The 21,868-nt window shown below is 65.0% G+C and carries 20 protein-coding genes, 12 tRNA genes and 1 other RNA gene; 6 read left to right on the forward strand and 27 right to left on the reverse strand.

Going from position 1 to position 21,868, the window contains the following annotated elements:
• Window positions 1-69: 69 nt before the first annotated feature.
• Window positions 70-387: a DMT family transporter gene (locus G370_RS0104305; protein WP_005415486.1), complete on the reverse strand. Its 318-nt coding sequence runs from the start codon at window positions 385-387 to the stop codon at window positions 70-72.
• Between the two features lie 302 nt (window positions 388-689).
• On the opposite strand from G370_RS0104305, the gene ffs reads away from it, so the two are divergent.
• Window positions 690-786, forward strand: an RNA gene (gene ffs / locus G370_RS1000000121195) — signal recognition particle sRNA small type.
• A gap of 77 nt (window positions 787-863) precedes the next feature.
• Here the strand turns inward: ffs and G370_RS0104310 are convergent.
• The 3 genes from G370_RS0104310 to G370_RS0104320 are packed head-to-tail and all read right to left on the reverse strand — an operon-like array spanning window position 864 to window position 2,766.
• Window positions 864-1,253 (reverse strand): nuclear transport factor 2 family protein, encoded by a 390-nt coding sequence (locus G370_RS0104310; RefSeq protein WP_019659514.1) that lies wholly within the window; start codon window positions 1,251-1,253, stop codon window positions 864-866.
• The gene (locus G370_RS0104315) at window positions 1,250-2,017 is read right to left on the reverse strand and encodes an MBL fold metallo-hydrolase (protein ID WP_019659515.1); all 768 of its coding nucleotides are present in this window, start codon (window positions 2,015-2,017) and stop codon (window positions 1,250-1,252) included. Before G370_RS0104315 ends, G370_RS0104310 begins: the two co-directional genes overlap by 4 nt.
• Window positions 2,017-2,766, reverse strand: coding sequence for a 3-deoxy-D-manno-octulosonic acid kinase (locus G370_RS0104320; RefSeq protein ID WP_019659516.1), 750 nt, complete (start codon window positions 2,764-2,766; stop codon window positions 2,017-2,019). Before G370_RS0104320 ends, G370_RS0104315 begins: the two co-directional genes overlap by 1 nt.
• Before the next feature lie 20 nt (window positions 2,767-2,786).
• Between G370_RS0104320 and G370_RS0104325 the strand changes: the two genes are divergently transcribed.
• Window positions 2,787-3,833 carry a glycosyltransferase family 9 protein gene (locus G370_RS0104325; RefSeq protein WP_019659517.1) on the forward strand — a complete coding sequence of 349 codons (1,047 nt, stop codon included), beginning with the start codon at window positions 2,787-2,789 and terminating at the stop codon, window positions 3,831-3,833.
• A gap of 18 nt (window positions 3,834-3,851) precedes the next feature.
• Here the strand turns inward: G370_RS0104325 and G370_RS0104330 are convergent, their stop codons facing one another.
• Both G370_RS0104330 and G370_RS0104335 read right to left on the reverse strand, forming a co-directional pair.
• Window positions 3,852-4,256: a DUF6165 family protein gene (locus tag G370_RS0104330; RefSeq protein WP_019659518.1), complete on the reverse strand. Its 405-nt coding sequence runs from the start codon at window positions 4,254-4,256 to the stop codon at window positions 3,852-3,854.
• Window positions 4,257-4,568: 312 nt separating this feature from the next.
• A tRNA-Ser gene (locus G370_RS0104335) sits at window positions 4,569-4,659 on the reverse strand.
• A 164-nt stretch (window positions 4,660-4,823) separates the two neighbouring features.
• Between G370_RS0104335 and G370_RS0104340 the strand changes: the two genes are divergently transcribed.
• Window positions 4,824-5,528 (forward strand): PP2C family protein-serine/threonine phosphatase, encoded by a 705-nt coding sequence (locus G370_RS0104340; RefSeq protein WP_019659519.1) that lies wholly within the window; start codon window positions 4,824-4,826, stop codon window positions 5,526-5,528.
• A gap of 110 nt (window positions 5,529-5,638) precedes the next feature.
• Here G370_RS0104340 and dnaQ read toward each other — a convergent pair whose 3' ends face one another.
• Genes dnaQ through G370_RS0104355 form a run of 3 tightly spaced genes read right to left on the reverse strand, consistent with a single transcriptional unit; the run spans window position 5,639 to window position 7,485 of the window.
• Window positions 5,639-6,370 carry a DNA polymerase III subunit epsilon gene (dnaQ, locus tag G370_RS0104345; protein WP_019659520.1) on the reverse strand — a complete coding sequence of 244 codons (732 nt, stop codon included), beginning with the start codon at window positions 6,368-6,370 and terminating at the stop codon, window positions 5,639-5,641.
• Between the two features lie 4 nt (window positions 6,371-6,374).
• Window positions 6,375-6,827 (reverse strand): ribonuclease HI, encoded by a 453-nt coding sequence (gene rnhA, locus G370_RS0104350; protein WP_019659521.1) that lies wholly within the window; start codon window positions 6,825-6,827, stop codon window positions 6,375-6,377.
• A 13-nt stretch (window positions 6,828-6,840) separates the two neighbouring features.
• On the reverse strand, window positions 6,841-7,485 hold the full coding sequence (locus G370_RS0104355; protein ID WP_019659522.1) for a class I SAM-dependent methyltransferase: 645 nt from the start codon (window positions 7,483-7,485) through the stop codon (window positions 6,841-6,843).
• Between the two features lie 11 nt (window positions 7,486-7,496).
• Here G370_RS0104355 and gloB point away from each other — a divergent pair, with 11 nt between their 5' ends.
• Window positions 7,497-8,261 carry a hydroxyacylglutathione hydrolase gene (gene gloB / locus G370_RS0104360; RefSeq protein WP_019659523.1) on the forward strand — a complete coding sequence of 255 codons (765 nt, stop codon included), beginning with the start codon at window positions 7,497-7,499 and terminating at the stop codon, window positions 8,259-8,261.
• Window positions 8,258-9,457, forward strand: coding sequence for a lytic transglycosylase domain-containing protein (locus tag G370_RS0104365; protein ID WP_019659524.1), 1,200 nt, complete (start codon window positions 8,258-8,260; stop codon window positions 9,455-9,457). Before gloB ends, G370_RS0104365 begins: the two co-directional genes overlap by 4 nt.
• 207 nt (window positions 9,458-9,664) lie before the next feature.
• On the opposite strand, the gene G370_RS0104370 is transcribed toward G370_RS0104365, so the two are convergent.
• From G370_RS0104370 to G370_RS0104455, 18 genes are all read right to left on the reverse strand, one after another.
• The gene (locus G370_RS0104370) at window positions 9,665-11,620 is read right to left on the reverse strand and encodes a peptidyl-prolyl cis-trans isomerase (protein ID WP_019659525.1); all 1,956 of its coding nucleotides are present in this window, start codon (window positions 11,618-11,620) and stop codon (window positions 9,665-9,667) included.
• A 147-nt stretch (window positions 11,621-11,767) separates the two neighbouring features.
• A tRNA-Asp gene (locus G370_RS0104375) sits at window positions 11,768-11,844 on the reverse strand.
• Between the two features lie 105 nt (window positions 11,845-11,949).
• Window positions 11,950-12,026: transfer RNA gene (locus G370_RS0104380), tRNA-Asp, on the reverse strand.
• An 87-nt stretch (window positions 12,027-12,113) separates the two neighbouring features.
• Window positions 12,114-12,190, reverse strand: a tRNA-Asp gene (locus G370_RS0104385).
• A gap of 83 nt (window positions 12,191-12,273) precedes the next feature.
• Window positions 12,274-12,350 (reverse strand) — tRNA-Asp (locus tag G370_RS0104390).
• A 25-nt stretch (window positions 12,351-12,375) separates the two neighbouring features.
• A tRNA-Val gene (locus tag G370_RS0104395) sits at window positions 12,376-12,450 on the reverse strand.
• 11 nt (window positions 12,451-12,461) lie between these two features.
• Complete coding sequence (locus tag G370_RS0104400) at window positions 12,462-12,734, reverse strand: HU family DNA-binding protein (protein ID WP_005408270.1); 273 nt, start codon at window positions 12,732-12,734, stop codon at window positions 12,462-12,464.
• Window positions 12,735-12,951: 217 nt separating this feature from the next.
• A complete protein-coding gene (lon, locus tag G370_RS0104405; protein ID WP_019659526.1) occupies window positions 12,952-15,402 on the reverse strand; it encodes an endopeptidase La in 2,451 nt (816 codons plus the stop codon).
• Window positions 15,403-15,545: 143 nt separating this feature from the next.
• Window positions 15,546-16,835, reverse strand: a complete 1,290-nt coding sequence (gene clpX / locus G370_RS0104410) for an ATP-dependent Clp protease ATP-binding subunit ClpX (RefSeq protein ID WP_019659527.1) — start codon at window positions 16,833-16,835, stop codon at window positions 15,546-15,548.
• 126 nt (window positions 16,836-16,961) lie between these two features.
• The gene (clpP, locus tag G370_RS0104415; RefSeq protein WP_019659528.1) at window positions 16,962-17,588 is read right to left on the reverse strand and encodes an ATP-dependent Clp endopeptidase proteolytic subunit ClpP; all 627 of its coding nucleotides are present in this window, start codon (window positions 17,586-17,588) and stop codon (window positions 16,962-16,964) included.
• 74 nt (window positions 17,589-17,662) lie between these two features.
• Window positions 17,663-18,958: a trigger factor gene (gene tig / locus G370_RS0104420; RefSeq protein ID WP_019659529.1), complete on the reverse strand. Its 1,296-nt coding sequence runs from the start codon at window positions 18,956-18,958 to the stop codon at window positions 17,663-17,665.
• A 188-nt stretch (window positions 18,959-19,146) separates the two neighbouring features.
• Window positions 19,147-19,231 (reverse strand) — tRNA-Leu (locus G370_RS0104425).
• A gap of 134 nt (window positions 19,232-19,365) precedes the next feature.
• Complete coding sequence (locus tag G370_RS0104430) at window positions 19,366-19,734, reverse strand: hypothetical protein (RefSeq protein WP_019659530.1); 369 nt, start codon at window positions 19,732-19,734, stop codon at window positions 19,366-19,368.
• Between the two features lie 248 nt (window positions 19,735-19,982).
• Window positions 19,983-20,058: transfer RNA gene (locus G370_RS0104435), tRNA-Lys, on the reverse strand.
• A 196-nt stretch (window positions 20,059-20,254) separates the two neighbouring features.
• Window positions 20,255-20,330 (reverse strand) — tRNA-Lys (locus G370_RS0104440).
• Window positions 20,331-20,409: 79 nt separating this feature from the next.
• Window positions 20,410-20,486: transfer RNA gene (locus G370_RS0104445), tRNA-His, on the reverse strand.
• A 171-nt stretch (window positions 20,487-20,657) separates the two neighbouring features.
• Window positions 20,658-20,734, reverse strand: a tRNA-Arg gene (locus G370_RS0104450).
• A 39-nt stretch (window positions 20,735-20,773) separates the two neighbouring features.
• Window positions 20,774-20,850: transfer RNA gene (locus G370_RS0104455), tRNA-Pro, on the reverse strand.
• Between the two features lie 181 nt (window positions 20,851-21,031).
• Here G370_RS0104455 and G370_RS0104460 point away from each other — a divergent pair.
• On the forward strand, window positions 21,032-21,790 hold the full coding sequence (locus G370_RS0104460) for a Bax inhibitor-1/YccA family protein (RefSeq protein WP_019659531.1): 759 nt from the start codon (window positions 21,032-21,034) through the stop codon (window positions 21,788-21,790).
• Window positions 21,791-21,868 lie beyond the last annotated feature (78 nt).

Below are 21,868 nucleotides of genomic sequence, written 5' to 3' on the forward strand. Positions count from 1 at the left end.
AATGGTCTTGCCGAAAATGCATATACCTTCCGAAAGCGGAGATTCCTTTCCCCGCCTTAAGTAAATCATTCAGCTGCTCGAGAGTTTCATCAGCACCAGGCCGGAAACGATCAGCACCGCTGCACCGATCCGCATCGGGCTGACCTGCTCGCCCAGGAACACGATGCCGACCACGAATGCACCGACCGCGCCGATGCCGGTCCAGATTGTGTAGGCAGTGCCCAGCGGCAGGCTGCGCATGGCTACTGCAAGCAGCCAGAAGCTGGCGATCATGCCGATGATCGTGACCACGGTGGGGGTGAGCCTGGTGAAGCCTTCGGACTGCTTCATGGACACGGCCCAGACGATTTCCAGCAGGCCGGCGAACAACAGATAGATCCAGGCCATGACAGCCCTCCTCTTGGTAGGGCCAGGCCGTCCTGGTCAGTGGTTCCCGATGTGGGGGAGGCCGTTCCTCCTGGCCGGCATTCTAGCAACGCCGGTCGCGCCGGGCCCTTGCCAGCAGACGCGGGTTACAGCCGATTCAGTGCACGAAGCTGGCGTCGATGTACCTGCCTGCGCTATAGTTGCCGTCTGCCATCGGTCAGCCGATGTGCAGTCCGGCTGTGGTCTCCGGCGCGTCGCGCGCTGCTTCCCCTGATCGGTGAACACCGGCCGCCCCTCGGGCGGCCAACGTCTCTATGGTGGCCCCGTCGGCCCCTCGCGACGCTAGGTCGAAAATCCCGCCAGGGCCGGAAGGCAGCAACGGTATCGATCGACGCGGGCGCCGAGGTCAGCCGGCGGGGCCATCGCCTTTTCGGGCGCCCCACGGCCCTGGTAGCCGCCAATCTTGATTGGCGCCCCTCGCCGGGGATGGCCCACCGCTACCGGGCCTGCGGCGTTCCCTGATGGAACACCACGCGCCACCCCTGCGCATGCCGACGCCACAGCGAACTGCGCAGCACCCAGCGTTGCGCCTGGCCATCGACGTGATGGCGGCTGCGGTAGCGCACCTGGGCCAGGTCCCGGGCCAGCAACCACACGGCGTACTGTTCCGATTCAATCAGCACCTGCGCGCGTTCCAACGGGATCTCCAGCAACGCGGCATCACGACCGTAGCATTGTCCGGAACTGCCGATCTCGCTGAAATCCTCGTCCAGCAGGGCCGAAAGGGCCTGGCGGTCACCCCGCACCTGCGGCGCATGCAGCGCGCGTTCCAGCGCCTCCAGTTCGGCGGCCAACGCTGCGTCCGCAGGCTGGCCCACGTCGATCACGCCGGATCCTGCGCCAGTACGTGCGGCGCGGTCGGGCTGGCCAGGGGCACGCACTGCCCCGGCTGCGCAACACGGTGCCCCCGCGTTGCCAGCGCCTGGCCATCGGCCACGCTGGCATAGTGGTAGAGCATCATCCGCGCCCGCAGCTCGGCGCTGTACTCACGCTCCAGATCGTCCACGCCGGTGTGCGACGGATTGCCGTGCAGGCCGCAGTCGTGGGCGATCAGCTCGTTGTCATTGGCGAAGCGGGCCAGCATCTCCGGAATCGGCCGGGTATCGCCGCTCCAGGTCAGCGCGCCCTGCAGGCGCAGGCCATAGGCCGTCTCCGGCCAGTGGTGGCGCACTGGGAACACCTCCAGGCGCACTCCCTCGTGCCAGAACGCATCGCCCACCACGATCAGCTGGAAGGCATCCCAGAAGTTCGCGCCGCCCTCGGCCAGCACGTTCGGATAGTCACCGATGCGCTGGTGCAGCAGCGGCACCACCGTGGCCGGCACATACAGGCGCACCTTGCCGCGCCGCTGCGCATTGAAGAAGGTGTCCACGAACAGCCGTTCGAAGCCGGCCACGTGGTCAAGGTGCACATGGGTCACGAACAACGCCTGCGGCATGTGGCCGTAGTGCGCCTTGAACGCGGTCAGCCCTTCACCACCACAATCAATGGTCAGCCACGGACGCCCATCCCGCTCGATCACCGACATCGGCGACCCCAGCTCGACCGCCGACGCATTGCCGACGCCGAGGAAACGCAACGACCAATCCATCAGGTGCCCCGGTTCCAGGCCATGTCATAGGCACGGCGCAGCCGCGCGTAGTCCTTCTGCACATCTTCCACGCTGCGCTCGCCGCGCAACTTGATCAGCGAGCGCAGCAGGCGCTTGAGATTGCGTTCGCGCCAGGCAGTGGCCGGGATGCGGATCACGCCACGGTCGAAGTCGATCAGCCAGCCATGGCCGTTGCCATCGAACAGGATGTTGTGCGCATTGAGGTCGGCATGGTCCAGGCCGGCACGATGGAAGCGGGCGATCAGCCGCCCCGTCTCCTCCCAGGGCGCGCCCCGGCCGGCGACCAGGGCGCGGTCGGCCAGCGAGCGCACGCCCTCGATCCGCTCCATCAGGATCGCGGCCCGGTAGCGCAGGCCCTCGCGCATGTAGAACGCGGCGATCGGCCGTGGCACCGGCAGCTTCTTCTCGCGCAGCGCGCGCATCAGCCGGAATTCGGCGAAGCTGCGGGTCCGCTCCGAACCGCGCCACAGGTACTGGTCGTGGCTGAGCTTCGCGGCCAGGCCGCCCCGCAGGTAGTGCCGCAGCACGCTGGCACCGAACGGCGCATCGACGAACCAGGCGCTGCCGCGGCCGCCCTCGCCCACCGGCCGGGCCCTGCTGCCCCAGTGCTGGGGCGAGAACAGGCCGATGTCGGCTTGCCGCAGCCGCTCGCGGTCGAACAGAATGGCCCCGATGCCGCGACCCTCGCGGCATGGCGTCAGCGCTTCATTGGCGTCGAATGCGACCATTTCATTGAGTCTAACAACACATGGCATCAGCGTCCTCCTCCTTGTGCCTCCTGCGCCTGTCCGCACTCGGCGACGTCACCCACGTGGTGCCCCTGGTGCGCACCCTGCAGGCTGCGCGCCCGGACACGCCGATCCACTGGATCATCGACAAGGTTGGCCACAAGCTGCTTGACGGCCTGCCCGGTGTCACCTTCCATGCCTACGACAAGAAGAGCGGCATGGCTGGGGTCAAGGAACTGCGCAGGCAACTGCCACCGGGGCGCTTCGAGGCGCTTCTGCAGATGCAGGTCGCATTCCGCGCCAACCTGCTGTCAGCCTTCATTCCGGCCGAGCGCCGCATCGGCTACGACCGCAGCCGCTCCAAGGACCTGCACGGGCTCTTCATCAACGAGCGCATTCCTGACCGCCCCGGCATCCATGTACTGGATGCCATCGGCAGCTTCTGCGAACCGCTGGGCCTGCGCCAGACCGAAGTCAGCTGGGATCTGGCCGTGCCGCCCTCCGCCTTCGAGTGGGCCGCCGCTCAGTGGCAGGAAGATGGCCGCCCGGTGCTGATGATCTCGCCCTGCTCCAGCCACGTGCGGCGCAACTGGTATGCGGACCGCTATGCAGCGGTGGCCAACCACGCCGCACAGCGCGGTTGGCGGGTGGTGCTGTGCGGTGGCCGCAGCGAACTGGAGCGCCACATGGCCGATGCGATCCAGGCGCAGCTGCAGACGCCGGCACTGGACCTGGTCGGCAAGGACACGTTGAAGCAGCTGCCTGCCCTGCTGGCCCGCGCCAATCTGGTGATGACCCCGGACTCGGGCCCGATGCACATCGCCAACGCGATGGGCGCCAAAGTGCTGGGCCTGCATGCAGCCAGCAATCCGGACCGCAGTGGCCCGTACTCGGACCGCCGCTACTGCGTGGACCGCTACGATGATGCCGCGCGCAAGTACCTGGCCAAGCAGGCGGCGGACCTGAAGTGGGGCACCAAGATCGAATTCGACGATGTGATGGAACTGATCACCGTGGAAGACGGTATCGCTGCGTTCGAACGCTACGTCGCCGACCACCTGGGGTGATCGGCAGCCTGCCCGGGTTTACGTGCGCTGCGCGTAATCCTGGTAGGACTTCTCTTCCACGTACGCCGAGCCCAGCGCCAGGTTGATCGCCTTCTTGATGCGCGCGCGCTCGTCGTTGCGCAGGTAGACACTGCGCGCCAGGTCGATGAAGCCCTGGTCGAACGCCTGCACCTTCTCCTTCAGGCGGATGTCGTCCTCGATGTCCCACAGCTGCTCGTTGACCGCCTTCAGCTCGGCACGCAGCTTGGCGATGTCCTTCACCGCGGCCGGGTGTGCCATCCAGGTCTGCTCCAGCGCCGACAGCTCCTTGCGCACATTGGCCAGCTTGCCCTCGTCGCTGATGCGCTCGGACTTGATCTGCAGGATCGAGATCTTGTCCAGCAGCTCGCCGAAGGAAACGGGGACGAGGATTTCAGCGGTCATCGGGAAAAGCTCCAGCAGGTGATGCGTACATGTTAACCCGCAGCGTCCGCACGGATATCCCGGGTAGATCCACGCCATGCGTGGATGAGCCTGCCAGCAGGAACAGCTTCCAGGCACCGCGCGGATCTCCCGTGATCCATCTGGAGGAACAAGCCCCTCTGTTGAGGGGCTGCCCCGACAGGGGCGGGGGAGGCCGGCAAAGGGAGGGGCCCACGCGTTGCGCAGCAACGTGTGGGGCGACGCGCAGAGCGCGTCGCGTCCCGCGCCAGATAAAGAAAAAGGGCCGCCTTTCGGCAGCCCTTTTTCTTTATCTGGCGGAGAGGGGGGGATTCGAACCCCCGAGGCGCTATAAACGCCTGCCTGATTTCGAGTCAGGTACATTCAACCACTCTGCCACCTCTCCGGATGGTCCCCGGCGGACCGGGGACGCGCATCATACGAGGAAGTGAGGCCGACGACAAGTCATTCCGGCCCATGAAGTGGAAATTTCCTGGGCGCATGCCTTGCCGGATGCGTGCGGCCACCCGATGATGCCTGTCTCCCCAGCAACACCCTGCCCCAGCCCCCATGATCGAATTCGGACACCTCACCCACCCCGGCATGCGCCGCGAGCTCAACGAGGACACCTACTACGGTGACAGCGAGCTGGCCCTGTGGCTGGTGGCCGATGGCATGGGCGGGCATGCCTGCGGTGAAGTGGCCAGCGCGCTGGCACGCGAAACCATCGTGCGCGAGATACGCCGTGGCGCGCCATTGGCCCAGGCCATCCGCACCGCCGACGAAGAGATCATCCGCACCTCACGCCGTCGCAATGACAGCCTGCCGATGGGCACCACCGTGGTCGCCGCGCGCGTGCAGGGCAACCGCTATGAAGTGGCCTGGGTCGGCGACAGCCGCGCCTACCTGTGGCGCGATGGACAGCTGGCACAGCTCAGCCAGGACCACAGCGTGGTGCAGGAACTGGTCGCGCAGGGAAACCTGACCGCCGAACAGGCGCGTGCGCATCCGCATCGCAACGTGGTTACCCAGGCGCTGGGCGTGACCGATCCGGCACACCTGAACGTGGCCACCACCAGCGGTGAACTGCGCCCGGGAATGCAGCTGCTGCTGTGCAGTGACGGCCTGACCGAGGAGGTGGACGACCGCAGTATCGCCCGCACCCTCGCCTACGAAGATGCCAGCGCGCAGGAATGCGTGGACACGCTGGTCGCAGCCGCACTCGACGGCGGTGGCCGCGACAACATCAGCGTGATCCTGGTGCGCTGCCATTGACCGGTAGATCCACGCCACGCGTGGATGCGGTAATGCCGGCCGCTGGCCGGCTCACCGGGAAACCCCGTATCACGTAGATGCCGGCCAGCGGCCGGCACTACCTCGATGTATTACGCGCTGACGGGTTCTTCCACCTTCGGGCCATCCCACAGCGCGTGGCCGGCCTTCTTGCGCAACCGCTCCAGCCGCGCGGCATGCGCTTCCAGCTCCGACGGCGTGGCCACTACGCGCGGGCGCGGCAGCAGCTTGCTGGTATCGAAGGCCTGCAGCGCCGCACCGGCGCCACCGCCATCGTCATCCCCCAGGCCGAATCCGATCTCTTCCTGCCCCGAGGTCAGCGCGATGTAGACGTCACCCAGGATCTGCGCATCGAGCAGGCCGCCATGCAGCGCACGGTGCGAATTGTCCACGCCCAGCCGCTTGCACAGCGCATCCAGCGAATTGCGCTGGCCCGGGAAGCGCTCGCGCGCCATCACCAGGGTATCGATCACCGTGCAGCGATCGGTGATCTTCCCGTACTGCGGGCCCAGCAACGACAGTTCGTTGTCGAGGAAGCCCAGGTCGAACGCCGCGTTGTGGATGATCAGCTCGGCGCCATCGATGAAGGCAAGGAATTCATCGGCGATCTGCGCGAAGTCCGGCTTGTCAGCCAGAAACTCCAGGGTCAGGCCGGTGACTTCCTGCGCGCCCTGTTCGAACTCGCAGTCCGGCTTGATGTACTGGTGGTAGTTGTTGCCGGTCGGGCGGCGCTTGAACAGCTCCACGCAGCCGATTTCGACGATGCGGTTGCCCTTCTTCCACTCCAGGCCGGTGGTTTCGGTATCGAGGATGATCTGACGCATGGGCTCAGTTTACCGGGCTGGCGTCGCGGATCTGGATGGCCGCGTTGCGGGCCAGGGTATCCACCCGCTCATTGTCCGGATCGCCGGAGTGGCCCTTCACCCAGCGCCAGTCGATCTGGTGCCGCAGCGTGGCCGCATGCAGGCGCTCCCACAGCTCGCGGTTCTTCACCGGCTCACCGCCGGCGGTCTTCCAGTTCTTGCGGATCCAGCCCGGCATCCACTGGGTCAGCCCCTGCCGCACGTACTGCGAATCGGTGTAGAGCACGATGTTGCACGGCTCGGTCAGCGTCTCCAACCCGGAAATGGCGGCCATCAGCTCCATCCGGTTGTTGGTGGTGTGCGCTTCGCCGCCGCTCAGTTCACGCTCATGGCCCTTGTAGCGCAGCAGTGCAGCCCAGCCGCCGGGGCCGGGATTGCCAAGGCAGGAACCGTCGGTGTGGATTTCGATGGTTTTCAATACAACTCCAGAATCAGGTGGCTACGGTGCCGTGCCAGCGCACCGGCAGCGGTGTCGGCCCGGGCAGGGCCAGCGTGCGCTTTTCAGCATGGAACAGGCAGGCCGCGCGCAGTGGCGCCCACCCGCCCGGGCGACGGCTGCCGGCACCGCGCCAGAGGGGGCCGATGTAACGCATATCGTCGCACTCCAGCCCGTGGCGGCCGAGCAGCAGGCGAATCCGCTGCGGCGTGCGCACCACCAGTCCGTGCTGGCGCCAATGTGTACGGTAGGGGCTGAACGGGTTGAGGCTGCTCAGCCACAGGTGGCCGCCCGGCATCAGCACGCGCTCGCACTCATCCAGCAGCTGGTCGGCATCGCCGGTGGTCACATGCTGCAGCACGATCGCGTTGACACTCTCGTTGGCCAGCGGCAGCGGCAGTGCGCAGCGGGTATCGCCGGCATAGCCCTGCCCTTGCCGGAACAGGCGCAGGCCACGCCCGCCGAGCTGCGCATCATCAAGCCAGCACGCGCTTGGCGCGATCCACAACCAGGGTTGTGCCGGCAGCACTGACAGCTGCGGCAGCAGTAATTGCCGCTCCAGCACGCGCAGGGATTCCGCCGGTTCACTGTCGAACCACGGGGTCTGGCTCGCTTGACGGGTGCTCTGCAGCGCGGGCATGGTCCAATTCTATGCGACTGACTGCCCTGCCCGCATTTGCGGACAACTACATCTGGACGTTGATCGACGACGATGGCGCCGCCGTGGTCATCGATCCCGGCGATGCCGCGCCGGTGCTTGCGGTGGCCGATCAGGGCCTGCGCGTGGACACGATCCTGCTCACCCATCATCACGATGACCACATCGGTGGCGTGCCCGCGCTGCAGGCGCGTTTTCCCGGCGTCCGGGTGATCGCGCCGGTCGAGGAGCGCATTCCCATTGCGACCCACCGCGTCGGTGAAGGTGAACGCGTTCAGGCACTGGGCCGGACGTTCCACGTACTATCCGTGCCCGGGCATACCCGCAGCCACATCGCGTTTCACACTGCTGAACATCTTTTCAGCGGAGATTCGTTGTTCAGCCTGGGCTGTGGACGCCTGTTCGAAGGTACGCCGTCCCAGCTGCTGGCGTCGATGCGCAAGCTGGGTGCCCTGCCCGCGCAACTGCTGCTTTGTTGCGCTCATGAGTACACCGTGTCAAATGCCGTCTTCGCGCGGCATGTCGACCCCGCCAACGCTGCCCTGTGGCAGCGCCAAGAGGAGGCTTTGGCCATGCGCCGCGATGACCGTTCCACCCTGCCGGTAACCCTGGCCAGCGAATTCGACTGCAATCCCTTCCTGCGTGTGCACGCGGCGACGATCCGTGCGTCGGTGGCGGCGCATCTGGGCCGTGACGTCGTGGACGACGTCGACGTGATGGCCGGTCTCCGGCACTGGAAAGACGGCTTCCGCGCATGATGCGCCGAAGTCTGCCGCTGGCCCTGGGCCTTGCGCTGGGGCTGGCAGGAACCGCGGGCGCACAGTCGCTGGGCGCAGGCATCAGCCAGAACCTGACCGCTGCCGCTGCGCTGCCGCTGGATCCATCGGCGCTGCCGGCCGCTTCGGTACGCAACGGCCAGGAGATCTTCACAAGCTTCCGCGACGGCCTGGCCGAGCCCAGCTGCGATGCCGAGGCCACCAGCCCGCGCTGGCAGAAGCAGTTCGCCCATGCTCCCTCACGCCTGGCCAACCAGGATGACGATGCGCTGGTGCTGTTCGGCTACGTGGTCGAAGAACTGCGCAAGGCCAACCTGCCCACCGAATTCGCACTGATTCCGTTCGTGGAAAGTGGCTATCGGCCCAATGCCCGCAATGGCAGCGGTCCGACGGGCCTGTGGCAGTTCATCGCCACCACCGCGCGCAACCATCGGGTGCCCATGTCCAACGGCTACGACGGCCGCCTGTCGGCGGTCGATTCCACCCAGGCCGCGGTACGTTACCTGAAGACCCTGCACGGCATGTTCGGCGGCGACTGGCGCCTGGCCACCATGGCCTACAACGCCGGCGAGTACCGGGTCCTGCAGTCCATGCGCAAGGCCGGCATGAACGCGCAGAACGCCAAGCCATCGGCGCTGCCCGGCCTGTCACCGGTCACCCATGCCTATGTCGAGAAGCTGCATGCCCTGGCCTGCGTGCTGGAGGACGTGGAAGACCAGCCCGGCGTGATGGCCTCGCTGGACCGCACCGTGCCGGTGCTGAAGGACCACACCCTGCCGGCCGGCACCAGCATCCAGCAGTGGGCCGCACAACGCGCCCTGGACCCTGCCAGGATCGCCCGCCTCAACCCGGCCCTGGCCGCGGGCAACCGTGCCTCGGGAACCACCCGGGTGCTGGCCCCGGTCTCGGCCGCCAATGCGACGGTGACGGAAACCGCGACCACGCTGGTGGCCAGCACCGCACCGGCTGCCACGACCACACCGACGCCGCAGGCGGCCAAGACCGTCGCCGCGATTGCCGATCGCCCGCGCAGCCGCCGCCACACCGTGCGCGATGGCGAGTCGGCCTGGACCATCGCCCGTCGCTATGGCATGCCGGTGAAGGCGCTGCTGTCACTGAACGGCCTGAGTGGCAGCAGCGTGCTGAAGCCCGGCGCGGTGCTGCGCGTCGAGGACTGACGCGCCAGCCAGGCCCTCCTGTAGAGCCGAGCCCATGCTCGGCTTTTTCATGCCTGCGCGCAGCAGATGCAGTCGAGCACGGCTCGACTCTACAAAAGGCGGTCGAGCAAGCTCGACCACTGCCAAAGCGCAAGCGCGACACAAACGACGCCAAGACAAAAAAGGCCCGGCAATGCCGGGCCTTCTTCGATCTGCTCGCCGCGAGGCTTACAGGTTCGCTTCGGTGGTCTGGATCATGAACTTCTTGCGCATCGCATCCACGTAGGCCTTGGCTGCGGCCATGCCATCGATCTGGCTCAGCTGCTCCTTGAGCTGCTTCTGCTGCTCGGCGGTCACTTCCTTGATGTCGCCCGGGTTGACCTTGTTCACTGCAAACAGCAGCGCGTGACCGTTGACGTCGACCTTGCCGTAGCTCGGCTTGCCTTCGGCCGGCACAGGCGCGCTGAAGATGGCGCGGTTGATTTCCGGGGTCGGCACCGGCTGGCTGCGCGGCAGGCCCGGCATCGGGCTCAGCTGCAGCTTCTCGCTTGCGGCCAGCGACTGCAGGGTGGCGCCCGCCTTCAGCTTGGCCAGCACGGCGTCGGCGGCCTTGTCGCTGGCCTGGCGCTGGCGGTCAGCGCGGATCGCGGCGATCACCTGCTCGCGGGCCTTGTCCAGCGGCAGGGCCTGTTCCGGGGTATGGGCGACCACACGGATGACCACACTGTGGTTGGTCGCGCCGCCGAGCGCAATCGGGTCGCTGGCAGTGCCGTCCTGCACCAGCACTTCAGAGAAGGCGGCACGCAGCACGGCCGGGTCAGCGGCGATGCCACTGGCGGTTGCGCGGGTGATCGGCCCCAGGGTCTGCAGCGGCAGGTTGACTTCCTTGGCCGCAGCGGCCAGATCGCTCGGGCTCTTGTTGATGGCATCCACCAGACGACCGGCCAGCTCGTTGAAGCCGCGTTCGCCGTCGGCCTTCAGCTGCTCGGCGGCCAGCGTGTCACGTACTTCCTCGAACGACTTGCCTTCGCCGCCACGCACCGCGGCGACCTTGATGATGTGGTAGCCGAAGTCGGTCTTGACCGGGCCGATCACGTCACCGGCCTTGGCAGCGAACAGTGCGTCTTCGAACGGCTTGACCATCGCACCGCGCTCGACCCAGCCCAGGTCACCGCCCTGGTCCTTGGAGCCCGGATCTTCCGAATTGGCCTTGGCCAGCGCAGCGAAGTCGGCACCGGCCGCCTTGGCTTCGGCAGCGATCTTGTTCGCCTTGGCTTCGGCGCCGTCACCGGTAATCAGGATGTGCGAGGCCTGGCGCTGCTCCGGCGAGGTGAACTTCGCCTTTTCTTCTTCATAGCGCTTGCGCAGGGTCGCTTCATCGGCCGGAGTCGGTGCCGGCAGGTTCGCACCGTTGATCTCGACGTATTCCAGCGAGACGCTCTCGGCCTGGCGGAAATCCTTGCCGTGGCTGTCGTACCACTGCTTGATCTGCGCGTCAGTCACCGGCGCGGTGTCAGCCGGTACTTCCGGCAACGCGGCCAGTTCGACGTCGCGGGTTTCACCCAGCAGCTTCAGCAGGCGCTCGGTTTCGGCCTGGGTGACAAAGCCCGAATTCTGCAGGCCCGACGGGATCACCGACTGCTGCAGGCTCTCGCGCACCAGTTCCTGGAACTGGGTCGGGGTACGCGGCGGATTGCCACCGGCCAGGGCCAGGCGATAGTTGTTTTCGTTGAACTTGCCGTTCGAATCGAGGAAGGCCGGGATGGTGGCGATGTACTCGCGCACCGCACCATCGCCAATGACAACGCCGGCTTGTTCACCGACCAGGCGCACGACCTGCTCATCGATCAGCTGGTCGAGCACGGCCAGCTTGTTTTCGGTGCTCTCGAAAGCGCGCGGGTCGAAGTTCTCGCCCTGCTGCTGGCGCTCACGCATGCGCTCCTGCTCGAAACGGGTGCGGAAATCCTGCGCGCTGATCTCATGGTGCTGCCACAGCATGCGCACCGGCCACCACGACGGTGCCGAACGCCACCAGGTCGGCGGGGCGGAAACCTTGGCCACGTTCTGAGCGCCAACGCCGCCGAGGTAGCTGTTGTCGATCACGAACAGGAACGGAATCATCAGCAGCCCCAGGATCACGGTGACGATCCAGCCTGAGGTCTTGTCGCGGAGTTTCTGCAGCATGGTGAGGAATCACAAGGCCTGATTGGCGAGCCCGGCAGTGTAACCCGCTTCGCCGCAGGGACCAAAAGCAGCGGCGGCGCGGCCTGCGCATCACTTTGCGACGGGCTAAAGAAAAAGCCCCCGGCTTGCGCCGAGGGCTTTTAGAGTTGGCGGAGCGGACGGGACTCGAACCCGCGACCTCCGGCGTGACAGGCCAGCATTCTAACCAGCTGAACTACCGCTCCGCGCTGAAACTTTGCAGGCGCCCAGTATATCCGAAGACTCCCTGGAAACCCAGCCCGATGAACACTTTTTTCAAAGTTTTTTCACAGGGATTTAAGACTCTGCAATGGCGGAGCGGACGGGACTCGAACCCGCGACCTCCGGCGTGACAGGCCAGCATTCTAACCAGCTGAACTACCGCTCCGTTCTTGCAAGAACCTATTCGCCTTCTTCCCGAACCTTCCGGGGAGAAGACAAGGCCCCCAGCTTTAGGCCGGGGGCCTTGATGTAGTGGCGGAGCGGACGGGACTCGAACCCGCGACCTCCGGCGTGACAGGCCAGCATTCTAACCAGCTGAACTACCGCTCCGCATTGTTGCTTTTTTGTTTTCCCATCGGCCTGGACCTGGGAGAAAACAAAGCCTCCAGCTTTTGGCCGGAGGCCTCGTTGAATGGCGGAGCGGACGGGACTCGAACCCGCGACCTCCGGCGTGACAGGCCAGCATTCTAACCAGCTGAACTACCGCTCCACACTCAAACGTTACCGCGGTGCTGTGGTGGGTGCTGAGGGTTTCGAACCCCCGACCCTCTCCGTGTAAAGGAGACGCTCTACCGCTGAGCTAAGCACCCCAGCGAGCCGCTTAGTTTACAGCATCCTTCAGAGCCTTGCCAGCCTTGAACGACGGATTCTTCGAAGCAGCGATCTTGATGGTGTCGCCGGTCTTCGGGTTGCGGCCGGTGCGGGCAGCACGGTCGCGGACCTGGAAGGTACCGAAGCCAACCAGGGTGACCGCATCGCCGTCCTTCAGCGCCTTGGTGATGGCAGCAACGACGGCATCGACAGCGCGGCTGGACTCGGCCTTGGTCAGGTCCGCAGCTTCAGCAACGGCATCGATCAATTCGGTCTTGTTCATTCTCTACAACTCCTTTGGCGGTGGGTTCCGCTTATTCGACAGGGAAGCAACCGCACGCCTTCTGCATGCGGCCGCCATGTGGAAACGGTTCGCCGATTCAGTCATCGCTGACAGCGATCACTCATTCGCGAGTGCTGCTTTTATACCAGTGGCCCTACCCCCACGCAAGCTGGAAAGCCAGCAACGACGCGGGTTTCGGGCCATTGGACGGTGCGCGTCAATGCTTGACGCGCGCACTTCCACTCGGTTTGGCCTTGCTGCGCACCGTGACACGCTGCGCACTCTTGCGTGCCTTCTTCGGTGCCAACGGGCGCTCCAACGCCAGGTCCAGCACTTCCTCGATGTACTTCACCGGCACGATCTGCAGATCGCGGGTAACGTTTGCCGGAATGTCTGCAAGGTCCTTGCGGTTCTCTTCCGGAATGATGACCGTGCGGATGCCGCCCCGCAATGCGGCCAGCAGCTTTTCCTTCAAGCCGCCGATGGCGGTGACACGGCCACGCAGGGTGATCTCACCGGTCATCGCCACGTCGGCACGCACCGGCACCTTGGTCAGCATCGATACCAGCGAGGTGACCATCGCCGCGCCGGCACTCGGGCCGTCCTTCGGCGTAGCGCCATCGGGCACGTGCAGGTGCACGTCGTGCTTCTGCAGGAAGTCGCTGTCGATGCCGAAGCCCACGGCGCGCGAACGCACCACCGACAGCGCGGCCGACGCCGATTCCTTCATTACGTTGCCGAGCTGGCCGGTCAGGATCAGCTGGCCCTTGCCCGGCACCAGCGTCGATTCGATCTGCAGCAGGTCGCCACCGACCTCGGTCCAGGCCAGGCCGGTGACCAGGCCGATCTCGTTCTCTTCCTCGGCACGGCCGAAGTCGAAGCGACGCACGCCCAGGTACTTGTCCAGGTTCTTGCTGGACACATTGACCAGCGCCTTGGGCTTCTTCGCGCCCTTCTTCGCCTTCACCGGCTGCGGGCCGGCCAGCGCGATCTCCTTCACCACCTTGCGGCAGATCTTGGCGATCTCGCGTTCCAGGTTGCGCACGCCCGATTCGCGCGTGTAGTAGCGCACGATGTCCTGGATGGCGTCACTGCCGATCTCCAGTTCTTCCGGCTGCAGGCCGTTGGCCTTGACCTGCTTGGGCACCAGGTAACGGGTGGCGATGTTGAGCTTCTCGTCCTCGGTGTAGCCGGGGATGCGGATCACTTCCATGCGGTCCAGCAGCGGGCCGGGAATGTTGAGCGAGTTCGAGGTGGCCACGAACATCACTTCGGACAGGTCCAGGTCCACTTCCAGGTAGTGATCGTTGAACGCGTTGTTCTGCTCCGGGTCGAGCACCTCCAGCAGCGCCGACGACGGATCGCCACGGAAGTCCATCGACATCTTGTCGATCTCGTCCAGCACGAACAGCGGGTTCTTGCTGCCAACCTTGTTGAGGTTCTGCACGATGCGGCCCGGCATCGAACCGACGTAGGTACGGCGGTGGCCACGGATCTCGGCCTCGTCACGCACGCCGCCCAGCGACATGCGCACGAACTTGCGGTTGGTGGCCTTGGCGATGGACTGGCCCAGCGAGGTCTTGCCCACGCCCGGCGGCCCGACCAGGCACAGGATGGGGCCCTTCATCTGCTTCACGCGCGACTGCACCGCCAGGTATTCAAGGATGCGCTCCTTGACCTTCTCCAGGCCGTAGTGATCGGCATCGAGGGTGTCCTGCGCCACCTTCAGGTCCTTGCGCACCTTGCTGCGCTTCTTCCACGGCACGCCCAGCAGCCACTCCAGGTAGTTGCGCACGACGGCGGCTTCAGCCGACATCGGCGACATCTGCTTGAGCTTGTTCAGTTCATTGCGCGCCTTGACTTCAACCGCCTTCGGCATGCCGGCCTCAGCAATCTTGCGGGCCAGTTCTTCCAGCTCGCCCGGCGCGTCGTCCAGGTCACCCAGTTCCTTCTGGATGGCCTTCATCTGTTCGTTGAGGTAGTACTCGCGCTGGCTCTTCTCCATCTGCGACTTCACGCGGCCGCGGATGCGCTTCTCCATCTGCTGCACGTCGATCTCGCCGTCGACCAGGCCGACCAGCATCTCCAGGCGGTCACCGACGGCCAGCGTTTCCAGCAGGCGCTGCTTGTCGGCCAGGCGCACGCTGATGTGCGCAGCGATGGTGTCGGCCAGGCGCGCCGGCTCATCGATGCCCGACAGCGTCTGCAGCAGCTCCGGCGGCAGCTTGCGGTTGGTCTTCACGTACTGCTCGAACAGCGACATCAGCGAGCGGGCGATGGCCTCGACCTCGCGCGCTTCGCGCTCGTCAGTGGCCTCGATCTCCACCGCCTGGCCGTGCAGCGAGCCGTTGCGCTCGTCGACGTGGGTGACCTGCACGCGCGACAGGCCTTCGACCAGCACCTTGATGGTGCCGTCGGGCAGCTTCAGCAGCTGCAGCACCTGCGCCAGCGTGCCGACCTGGTAGAGGTCGGCCGCATGCGGGTCGTCGGTCTCGGCCGACTTCTGCGCCAGCAGCAGGATGCGCTTGTCTGCCTCCATTGCCTGTTCGAGCGCGTGCATGGACTTGTCACGGCCGACGAACAGCGGGATGACCATGTGCGGGAACACCACTACGTCGCGCAGCGGCAGGACCGGCAGGTCGAGGGTTTCACTTGGGGAACGGGCCATGGGGGCTCCAGGGAAGGGGGAAAACCGCCTCCGGGAGGGCATCTTCCGGAGACAAAAAAAGCCGATGGCCCCGTTATGGGGCCATCGGCTTTCAGATGCAAGGCATTCCTTGAAAATCCTTTCCAATCAACAACCTGGAAGGATCACTCGGCGCCTGCGGCCTTCTGTTCAGGGGCCGCCGGGGTCTGGTAGATCAGGTACGGCTCGGACTTGTGCTCGATCACCGATTCGTCCACGACCACCTTGCTGACGTTCTCCTGCGACGGCAGGTCATACATGGTGTCCAGCAGGACCGATTCGACGATCGTGCGCAGGCCGCGGGCGCCGGTCTTGCGCTTGAGCGCCTTCTTGGCGATGGCCGACAGTGCGTCCGGACGGAACTCCAGCTCCACGTTTTCCATCTCGAACAGCTTCTTGAACTGCTTGGTGATGGCGTTCTTCGGCTCGGTGAGGATCTTGATCAGGGCCGGCTCATCCAGCTCCTCGAGGGTCGCGACCACCGGCAGGCGGCCGACGAACTCGGGAATCAGGCCGAACTTGATCAGGTCTTCCGGCTCGACCTCAGCCAGCACCTTGCCCACTTCCTGCTTGCGCTCGCTGCTCTTCACCTTGGCACCGAAGCCGATGCTGCCGATGTCGGTGGAACGGGCCTGGATGACCTTGTCCAGCCCGGCGAACGCGCCGCCGCAGATGAACAGGATGTTCTTGGTGTCCACCTGCAGGAATTCCTGCTGCGGATGCTTGCGGCCGCCCTGCGGCGGGACGCTGGCCACGGTGCCTTCGATCAGCTTCAGCAGGGCCTGCTGCACGCCTTCGCCGGATACATCGCGGGTGATCGACGGGTTCTCGCTCTTGCGCGAGATCTTGTCGATTTCATCGATGTAGACGATGCCCTGCTGCGCCTTCTCGACATCGTAGTCGCACTTCTGCAGCAGCTTCTGGATGATGTTCTCCACATCCTCGCCCACGTAACCGGCTTCGGTCAGCGTGGTGGCGTCGGCCATGGTGAACGGCACGTTGAGCAGGCGGGCCAGGGTTTCGGCCAGCAGCGTCTTGCCCGAACCGGTCGGGCCGACCAGCAGGATGTTCGACTTCGCCAGTTCGACGTCGTCGTTCTTCTGCCGGCTCTCGATGCGCTTGTAGTGGTTGTAGACGGCCACGGCCAGGGTGCGCTTGGCGCGGTTCTGGCCGATCACGTACTGGTCGAGGACCTCGAGGATCTCGCGCGGCTTGGGCAGCGAACTGCGTGCCGACTGCGCCTTCTCCTCAAGCTCCTCACGGATGATGTCGTTGCACAGCTCCACGCACTCATCGCAGATGAATACGCTCGGACCCGCAATCAGCTTGCGCACTTCATGCTGGCTCTTGCCGCAGAAAGAGCAGTAGAGGATCTTGCCGGTGTCCGTGGAACGACCTTGGCGGTCTTCGCTCATGCTTCGCTTACCCAGTTACCCCACCCGCTGAACGGGGGTTCGATTCGAGAATAGCACAGGGCCGAGGGGACACCAGTCCCGCCCGACCCTGCAGGAACGGGGCCTCCATGGCCCCGTGAAGGCCGGTCAACCGGCCTGGATCGACTCATCCGGACGACGCTCCAGGACCTGGTCGACCAGACCGTAGGCCTGCGCCTCGAAGGCGCTCTTGAAGTTGTCGCGCTCGGTGTCGCGGGCGATCGTCTCCAGCGACTGGCCGGTGTGCTTGGCCAGGATCTCGTTCAGGCGCGAACGCAGGGTCAGGATCTCTCGCGCATGGATGTCGATGTCGGTGGCCTGCCCCTGGTAGCCACCCAGCGGCTGGTGGATCATCACGCGCGAGTTCGGCAGCGCGTAGCGCTTGCCGGCTTCGCCCGCGGCCAGCAGCAGGGCGCCCATGGAGGCGGCCTGGCCGATGCAGGTGGTGCTCACATTCGGCTTGATGTACTGCATGGTGTCGTAGATCGCCATGCCGGCGGTGACCACGCCACCCGGCGAGTTGATGTAGATGTTGATGTCCTTTTCCGGGTTTTCCGATTCCAGGAACAGCAACTGCGCCACCACCACGTTGGCCATGTGATCGTCGATCGGGCCCACGAGGAAGATCAGACGCTCCTTCAACAGGCGCGAATAGATGTCGTAGGCACGCTCGCCGCGGCTGGTCTGCTCGACCACCATCGGAACCAGGTTCAGGGCTTTGGTTCGGTTGTCCATTACGTGAGGTACCTATCTTGGGGGGCAACAACCCCGCGCCGGCAAAGGCGCGGGGCATCCGGTGATCCGCCGGCTTACTGGCGGATCGCGTCCTGGAACGAGAGCTTCTCTTCGGTGTGCTGGGCACGCTCGGCGATCCAGTCGATCACCTGCTCTTCCATCACACGGTTCTGCAGGCCAGACATCAGCTGGGGGTCGTTGCGGTACATCTCAATGACCTGCTCCGGCTCTTCGTAGGTCGAAGCGATCAGACGCATCGTTTCGTTCAGGCGCTTGGCTTCCAGGCGCAGGTCGTTGATGCGGGCCACTTCACCGACCAGCAGGCCGACCAGCACGCGCTTGGCGGCAGCGTCCTTGAAGCCTTCGTGGGCATCGGCCGGGATCTCGCCGACGTTCTGGCCGTTGCGGCGCAGCTGCTCGACCTGCTGGGCCAGCATGGCGCGGGCTTCGTTCTCGACCAGGCGCGGCGGCATTTCGACCGACGAGTAGGCCGCGATCAGCTGCTCGCCGACTTCACGGCGCAGGCGGTTCATCAGCGCGCCCTTCAGCTCACGCTCCAGGTTGGCGCGGATGTCGCTGCGGAACTGCGCGACGTCGCCACCCTTCACGCCGAAGCTCTTGATGAAGGCTTCGTCGACCGCCGGCACGACCGGCTCGGACACTTCGGCAACCTTGACGGTGACCTGCACGGTCTTGCCGGCCAGCACCGGCACGCGCCAATCAGCCGGGAACTCGACGTCCAGGGTCTTCTCTTCGCCCTTGGCCAGGCCGACCAGGCCCTTTTCGATGGTGTCGAACATCATGCCCTGGCCGAGAACGATCGAGCCCTTCTCGGTGCCCTCGGCCGGCAGGCGCTCTTCGCCGGCCTGCGACCAGGTTTCCACCGCGACCAGGTCGCCTTCCTGTGCACCACGGCTGACCGGGGCCCAGGTACGACGCTGGTTCTGCAGGTTCTCGATCATCTGGTCGATGTCGGCTTCGGTGATCTCGGCGGTGTGACGCACGACGGTCAGCTTGCTGACGTCGATGTCGCCGAAGTCCGGCACCACTTCCACGGTGGCCACGAAGGAGAATTCACCCTCGTCGCCCTTGTCGATGCGCGGGCTGCCGACGACGCGCAGGTCGTGCTCGCGCACGGCCGCGTCGAAGGTTTCGCGCAGCAGGCCGTCCAGCGCCTCGCCACGGACCTGCGCGCCGAAGCGCTGCTCGATCACCTTGGCCGGCACCTTGCCCGGACGGAACCCCTTGATGCGGGTGGTACGGGCGATTTCGCCCAAGCGGCCGGCGATGTGGCTCTGCAGACGCTCTTCCGGCAGCGAGAAGCTCAGGCGGCGTTCCAGGTTGCCGGTGGATTCGATCGAAGCTTGCATGTTGACTCCTGCCACCGGTGGCCCACGCCCCCGGCTCGATGATTGGGATGAAACGGTTGTAAGGACGCGACGTCTGGGACGCGCCTGCTTGCCGCAGCCCTTTAGTTTCGCCCAATTCGGCCTGCACTGCCAGCGCGTGCCGGTCAAGGGGCGCAGATGGCCCGATCAGGGCGGGGACAGGCCGGCACTGGTGCGAAAGGGGGGACTCGAACCCCCACGCCTTGCGGCACTGGAACCTAAATCCAGGGCGTCTACCAATTCCGCCACTTTCGCGTGGCCGGCTCAGGCGTTCATTGTCGCAGGCGATGGCAGGAATCGGAAGGCCTGCACAAAACTGAACATGGCGATCGCGCGGCGCGCGCGTTGGACCACCCCGGGGAGCGCAAGCTGATCCGGGGTGGCAGGGTTCACTGCTGCGGCCTGGCCTTGGCCGGCGCCGTATCGGACCCAGACTCGGCCGCAGGATCCACCTTGCGGATCTCCACGCCCCCGTCTTCGGTGCGCCGCAGTGCCGCCGACTCCGGCGTGGCCTTGCGCACGTCCACCGAACCATCCGCATTGCGCTGCACGTCCACCGCGTCGGGCAGGGCCTCCCCTTCCGCGGGCTGAGCCGGCTGCATCTGCATTGCCTCACCCACCGGGCGCGCCGGAGCGCTCTCGGTGCCAGCATCGCGTTCGACGGTCTGCGCGGGATCGTTGGCCGGCGTACAGGCCGCCAGTGCCAGCAACGCGAAGGGAACCCACAGCGTGCGGTGCAATCGATTGATATCAGCCATCAACATCTTCCTTCGTGCATGCGCCACTGGCGCGGAAGATCCATTGGGTGCGATACAGGACGCGACGCGGTGAGAAGCAGCGCACAGCATTGAAAACACTGATGACGCGTATGCCCCTGATTTCAGCATCGCTTCAGTAGATCCACGCCATTCATGGATGACGTGCGGCCGGGCGTGCAGGCATCCGCACGCTCAACCCGGCGCGCAGACAAGAAAAAAGCCACTTGGCGAACCAAGTGGCTTTCGTCTGGTGGGCTGTCAAGGATTCGAACCTTGGACCTATTGATTAAGAGTCAACTGCTCTACCAACTGAGCTAACAGCCCGAAATCGGGGCGCGAATTATGACCCGATCCGCTCGGTGGGTGCAAGCACTTTTTTCAACGCCGTTGAAACCAGCACTGCGATCCCGCTGCCGTTGCAGATCCGCGCCGAGCGGGGCCTGCAACGCGTGATCCATCCAAATGAAGGAGTCACACTTATAAGAAAAAAGCCACCTGGCGTACCAGGTGGCTTCTGTCTTGGTGGGCCGTCAAGGATTCGAACCTTGGACCTATTGATTAAGAGTCAACTGCTCTACCAACTGAGCTAACGGCCCGTGAAACTTAGACGCACATTGTAGCGTGCATTCTTCTTATTGCAATACCGTTTCGGCTGCGCCGGCACGGTTGAAACAGTGGGGTGGCTGAGGGGATTCGAACCCCCGACCACCGGAATCACAATCCGGTACTCTAACCAACTGAGCTACAGCCACCACTGAAACGCTTGTTCCTGCCGATGCGGCTGGCGACGGAACTTGAAACCTTTGCCTGGAGACTGTCACCGAAGTTCCGGTCCGCCGAAGCGAGTCCGATATTCTGGTGGAGTCTTTACGCTTTTGCAAGCACTTCTTCACATCGGCCGATGCGATCCCGTTACTCGCCGATGGCGCGCCCGACAGGAATCGAACCTGTAACCGCCGGCTTAGAAGGCCGGTGCTCTATCCAGTTGAGCTACGGGCGCCCGAACCGGAACGGTGTCCAATCCGACGTGACGTGGGATTGGTCGGGGTAGAGGGATTCGAACCCCCGACATCCTGCTCCCAAAGCAGGCGCGCTACCAGACTGCGCTATACCCCGGTCTTGCAATCCCCTCGGGCCAGGCCCGGGGAGTCGTTCATTGTGGCCAAGCACATCGTGAGCTGTCAACGCAGGCGAGACCAGCCATGAAACCGCCACGGCGCCATGCGTGGTCATCGGCTATGCTCGCAGACATCGGCCGGACGGCCGTCCCGACCTTTCATTCGCACGGAGAACACGCATGCGCAGCGGCAATCCGGCTCTTTCCGAGTCGACCTTCCTCGACCTCGCCAGCGGCTCGGTGGTGACCAGCCCCGACCAGGCAATGACCCTCAACGGCACCGTCAACAAGACCGGCTTCCTGTTGCTGTTGACCGTGCTGACGGCCGCTTTCGCCTGGAACCAGACCATCGATGACTACGGCCAGGTCATGGCCGGAGCCAAGCTGTATGCCATGGGCGGCGCCATCGGCGGCCTCGTGCTGGCGCTGATCACCGTCTTCAAGAAGGAATGGTCGCCGGTCACCGCGCCGATGTACGCGCTGGTGGAAGGCCTGTTCCTCGGCGCCATCTCGGCCGTGTTCAACGCCAAGTTCCCCGGCATCGTATACCAGGCCGTGCTGCTGACCTTCGGCACCCTGTTCGCGCTGCTGTTCGCGTACCGCAGCGGCCTGATCAAGGCCACCGAGAACTTCAAGCTGGGCGTGATCGCGGCCACTGGCGGCATCGCCCTGCTCTACCTGGCCTCGTTCGTGCTGGGCTTCTTCAACATCAACGTGCCGGTGATCCATGACTCCGGCTGGCTGGGCATCGCCTTCAGCCTGTTCGTGGTGGTCGTGGCCGCGCTGAATCTGGTGCTGGACTTCGACTTCATCGAGACCGGTGTCGCCCAGCGCGCGCCGAAGTACATGGAGTGGTATGGCGCATTCGGCCTGATGGTGACCCTGGTCTGGCTATATGTGGAGTTCCTGCGCCTGCTGTCGAAGATCCAGCAGCGCTGAACCGGATAGAGCCATAAACGACAAAGGGCGCCTTCTGGGCGCCCTTTTCTCTTTGTTACGCATCGCTGCATTTCCCGG

The sequence above is a fragment of the Stenotrophomonas hibiscicola ATCC 19867 genome (genome assembly GCF_000382065.1).
GTDB classification, from domain to species: Bacteria; Pseudomonadota; Gammaproteobacteria; order Xanthomonadales; family Xanthomonadaceae; genus Stenotrophomonas; species Stenotrophomonas hibiscicola.

What these genes read in the sequence shown, in the direction of transcription:
- G370_RS0104370 (WP_019659525.1), bottom strand. Translation starts at nt 11,620, where the DNA reads ATGCTGCAGAAACTCCGCGACAAGACCTCAGGCTGGATCGTCACCGTG.
- G370_RS0104305 (WP_005415486.1), bottom strand. Translation starts at nt 387, where the DNA reads ATGGCCTGGATCTATCTGTTGTTCGCCGGCCTGCTGGAAATCGTCTGG.
- G370_RS0104325 (WP_019659517.1), top strand. Translation starts at nt 2,787, where the DNA reads ATGGCATCAGCGTCCTCCTCCTTGTGCCTCCTGCGCCTGTCCGCACTC.
- G370_RS0104400 (WP_005408270.1), bottom strand. Translation starts at nt 12,734, where the DNA reads ATGAACAAGACCGAATTGATCGATGCCGTTGCTGAAGCTGCGGACCTG.
- G370_RS0104355 (WP_019659522.1), bottom strand. Translation starts at nt 7,485, where the DNA reads ATGCCCGCGCTGCAGAGCACCCGTCAAGCGAGCCAGACCCCGTGGTTC.
- G370_RS0104330 (WP_019659518.1), bottom strand. Translation starts at nt 4,256, where the DNA reads ATGACCGCTGAAATCCTCGTCCCCGTTTCCTTCGGCGAGCTGCTGGAC.
- gloB (WP_019659523.1), top strand. Translation starts at nt 7,497, where the DNA reads ATGCGACTGACTGCCCTGCCCGCATTTGCGGACAACTACATCTGGACG.
- clpP (WP_019659528.1), bottom strand. Translation starts at nt 17,588, where the DNA reads ATGGACAACCGAACCAAAGCCCTGAACCTGGTTCCGATGGTGGTCGAG.
- tig (WP_019659529.1), bottom strand. Translation starts at nt 18,958, where the DNA reads ATGCAAGCTTCGATCGAATCCACCGGCAACCTGGAACGCCGCCTGAGC.
- G370_RS0104365 (WP_019659524.1), top strand. Translation starts at nt 8,258, where the DNA reads ATGATGCGCCGAAGTCTGCCGCTGGCCCTGGGCCTTGCGCTGGGGCTG.
- G370_RS0104460 (WP_019659531.1), top strand. Translation starts at nt 21,032, where the DNA reads ATGCGCAGCGGCAATCCGGCTCTTTCCGAGTCGACCTTCCTCGACCTC.
- dnaQ (WP_019659520.1), bottom strand. Translation starts at nt 6,370, where the DNA reads ATGCGTCAGATCATCCTCGATACCGAAACCACCGGCCTGGAGTGGAAG.
- G370_RS0104320 (WP_019659516.1), bottom strand. Translation starts at nt 2,766, where the DNA reads ATGGTCGCATTCGACGCCAATGAAGCGCTGACGCCATGCCGCGAGGGT.
- G370_RS0104430 (WP_019659530.1), bottom strand. Translation starts at nt 19,734, where the DNA reads ATGGCTGATATCAATCGATTGCACCGCACGCTGTGGGTTCCCTTCGCG.
- clpX (WP_019659527.1), bottom strand. Translation starts at nt 16,835, where the DNA reads ATGAGCGAAGACCGCCAAGGTCGTTCCACGGACACCGGCAAGATCCTC.
- G370_RS0104340 (WP_019659519.1), top strand. Translation starts at nt 4,824, where the DNA reads ATGATCGAATTCGGACACCTCACCCACCCCGGCATGCGCCGCGAGCTC.
- G370_RS0104315 (WP_019659515.1), bottom strand. Translation starts at nt 2,017, where the DNA reads ATGGATTGGTCGTTGCGTTTCCTCGGCGTCGGCAATGCGTCGGCGGTC.
- lon (WP_019659526.1), bottom strand. Translation starts at nt 15,402, where the DNA reads ATGGCCCGTTCCCCAAGTGAAACCCTCGACCTGCCGGTCCTGCCGCTG.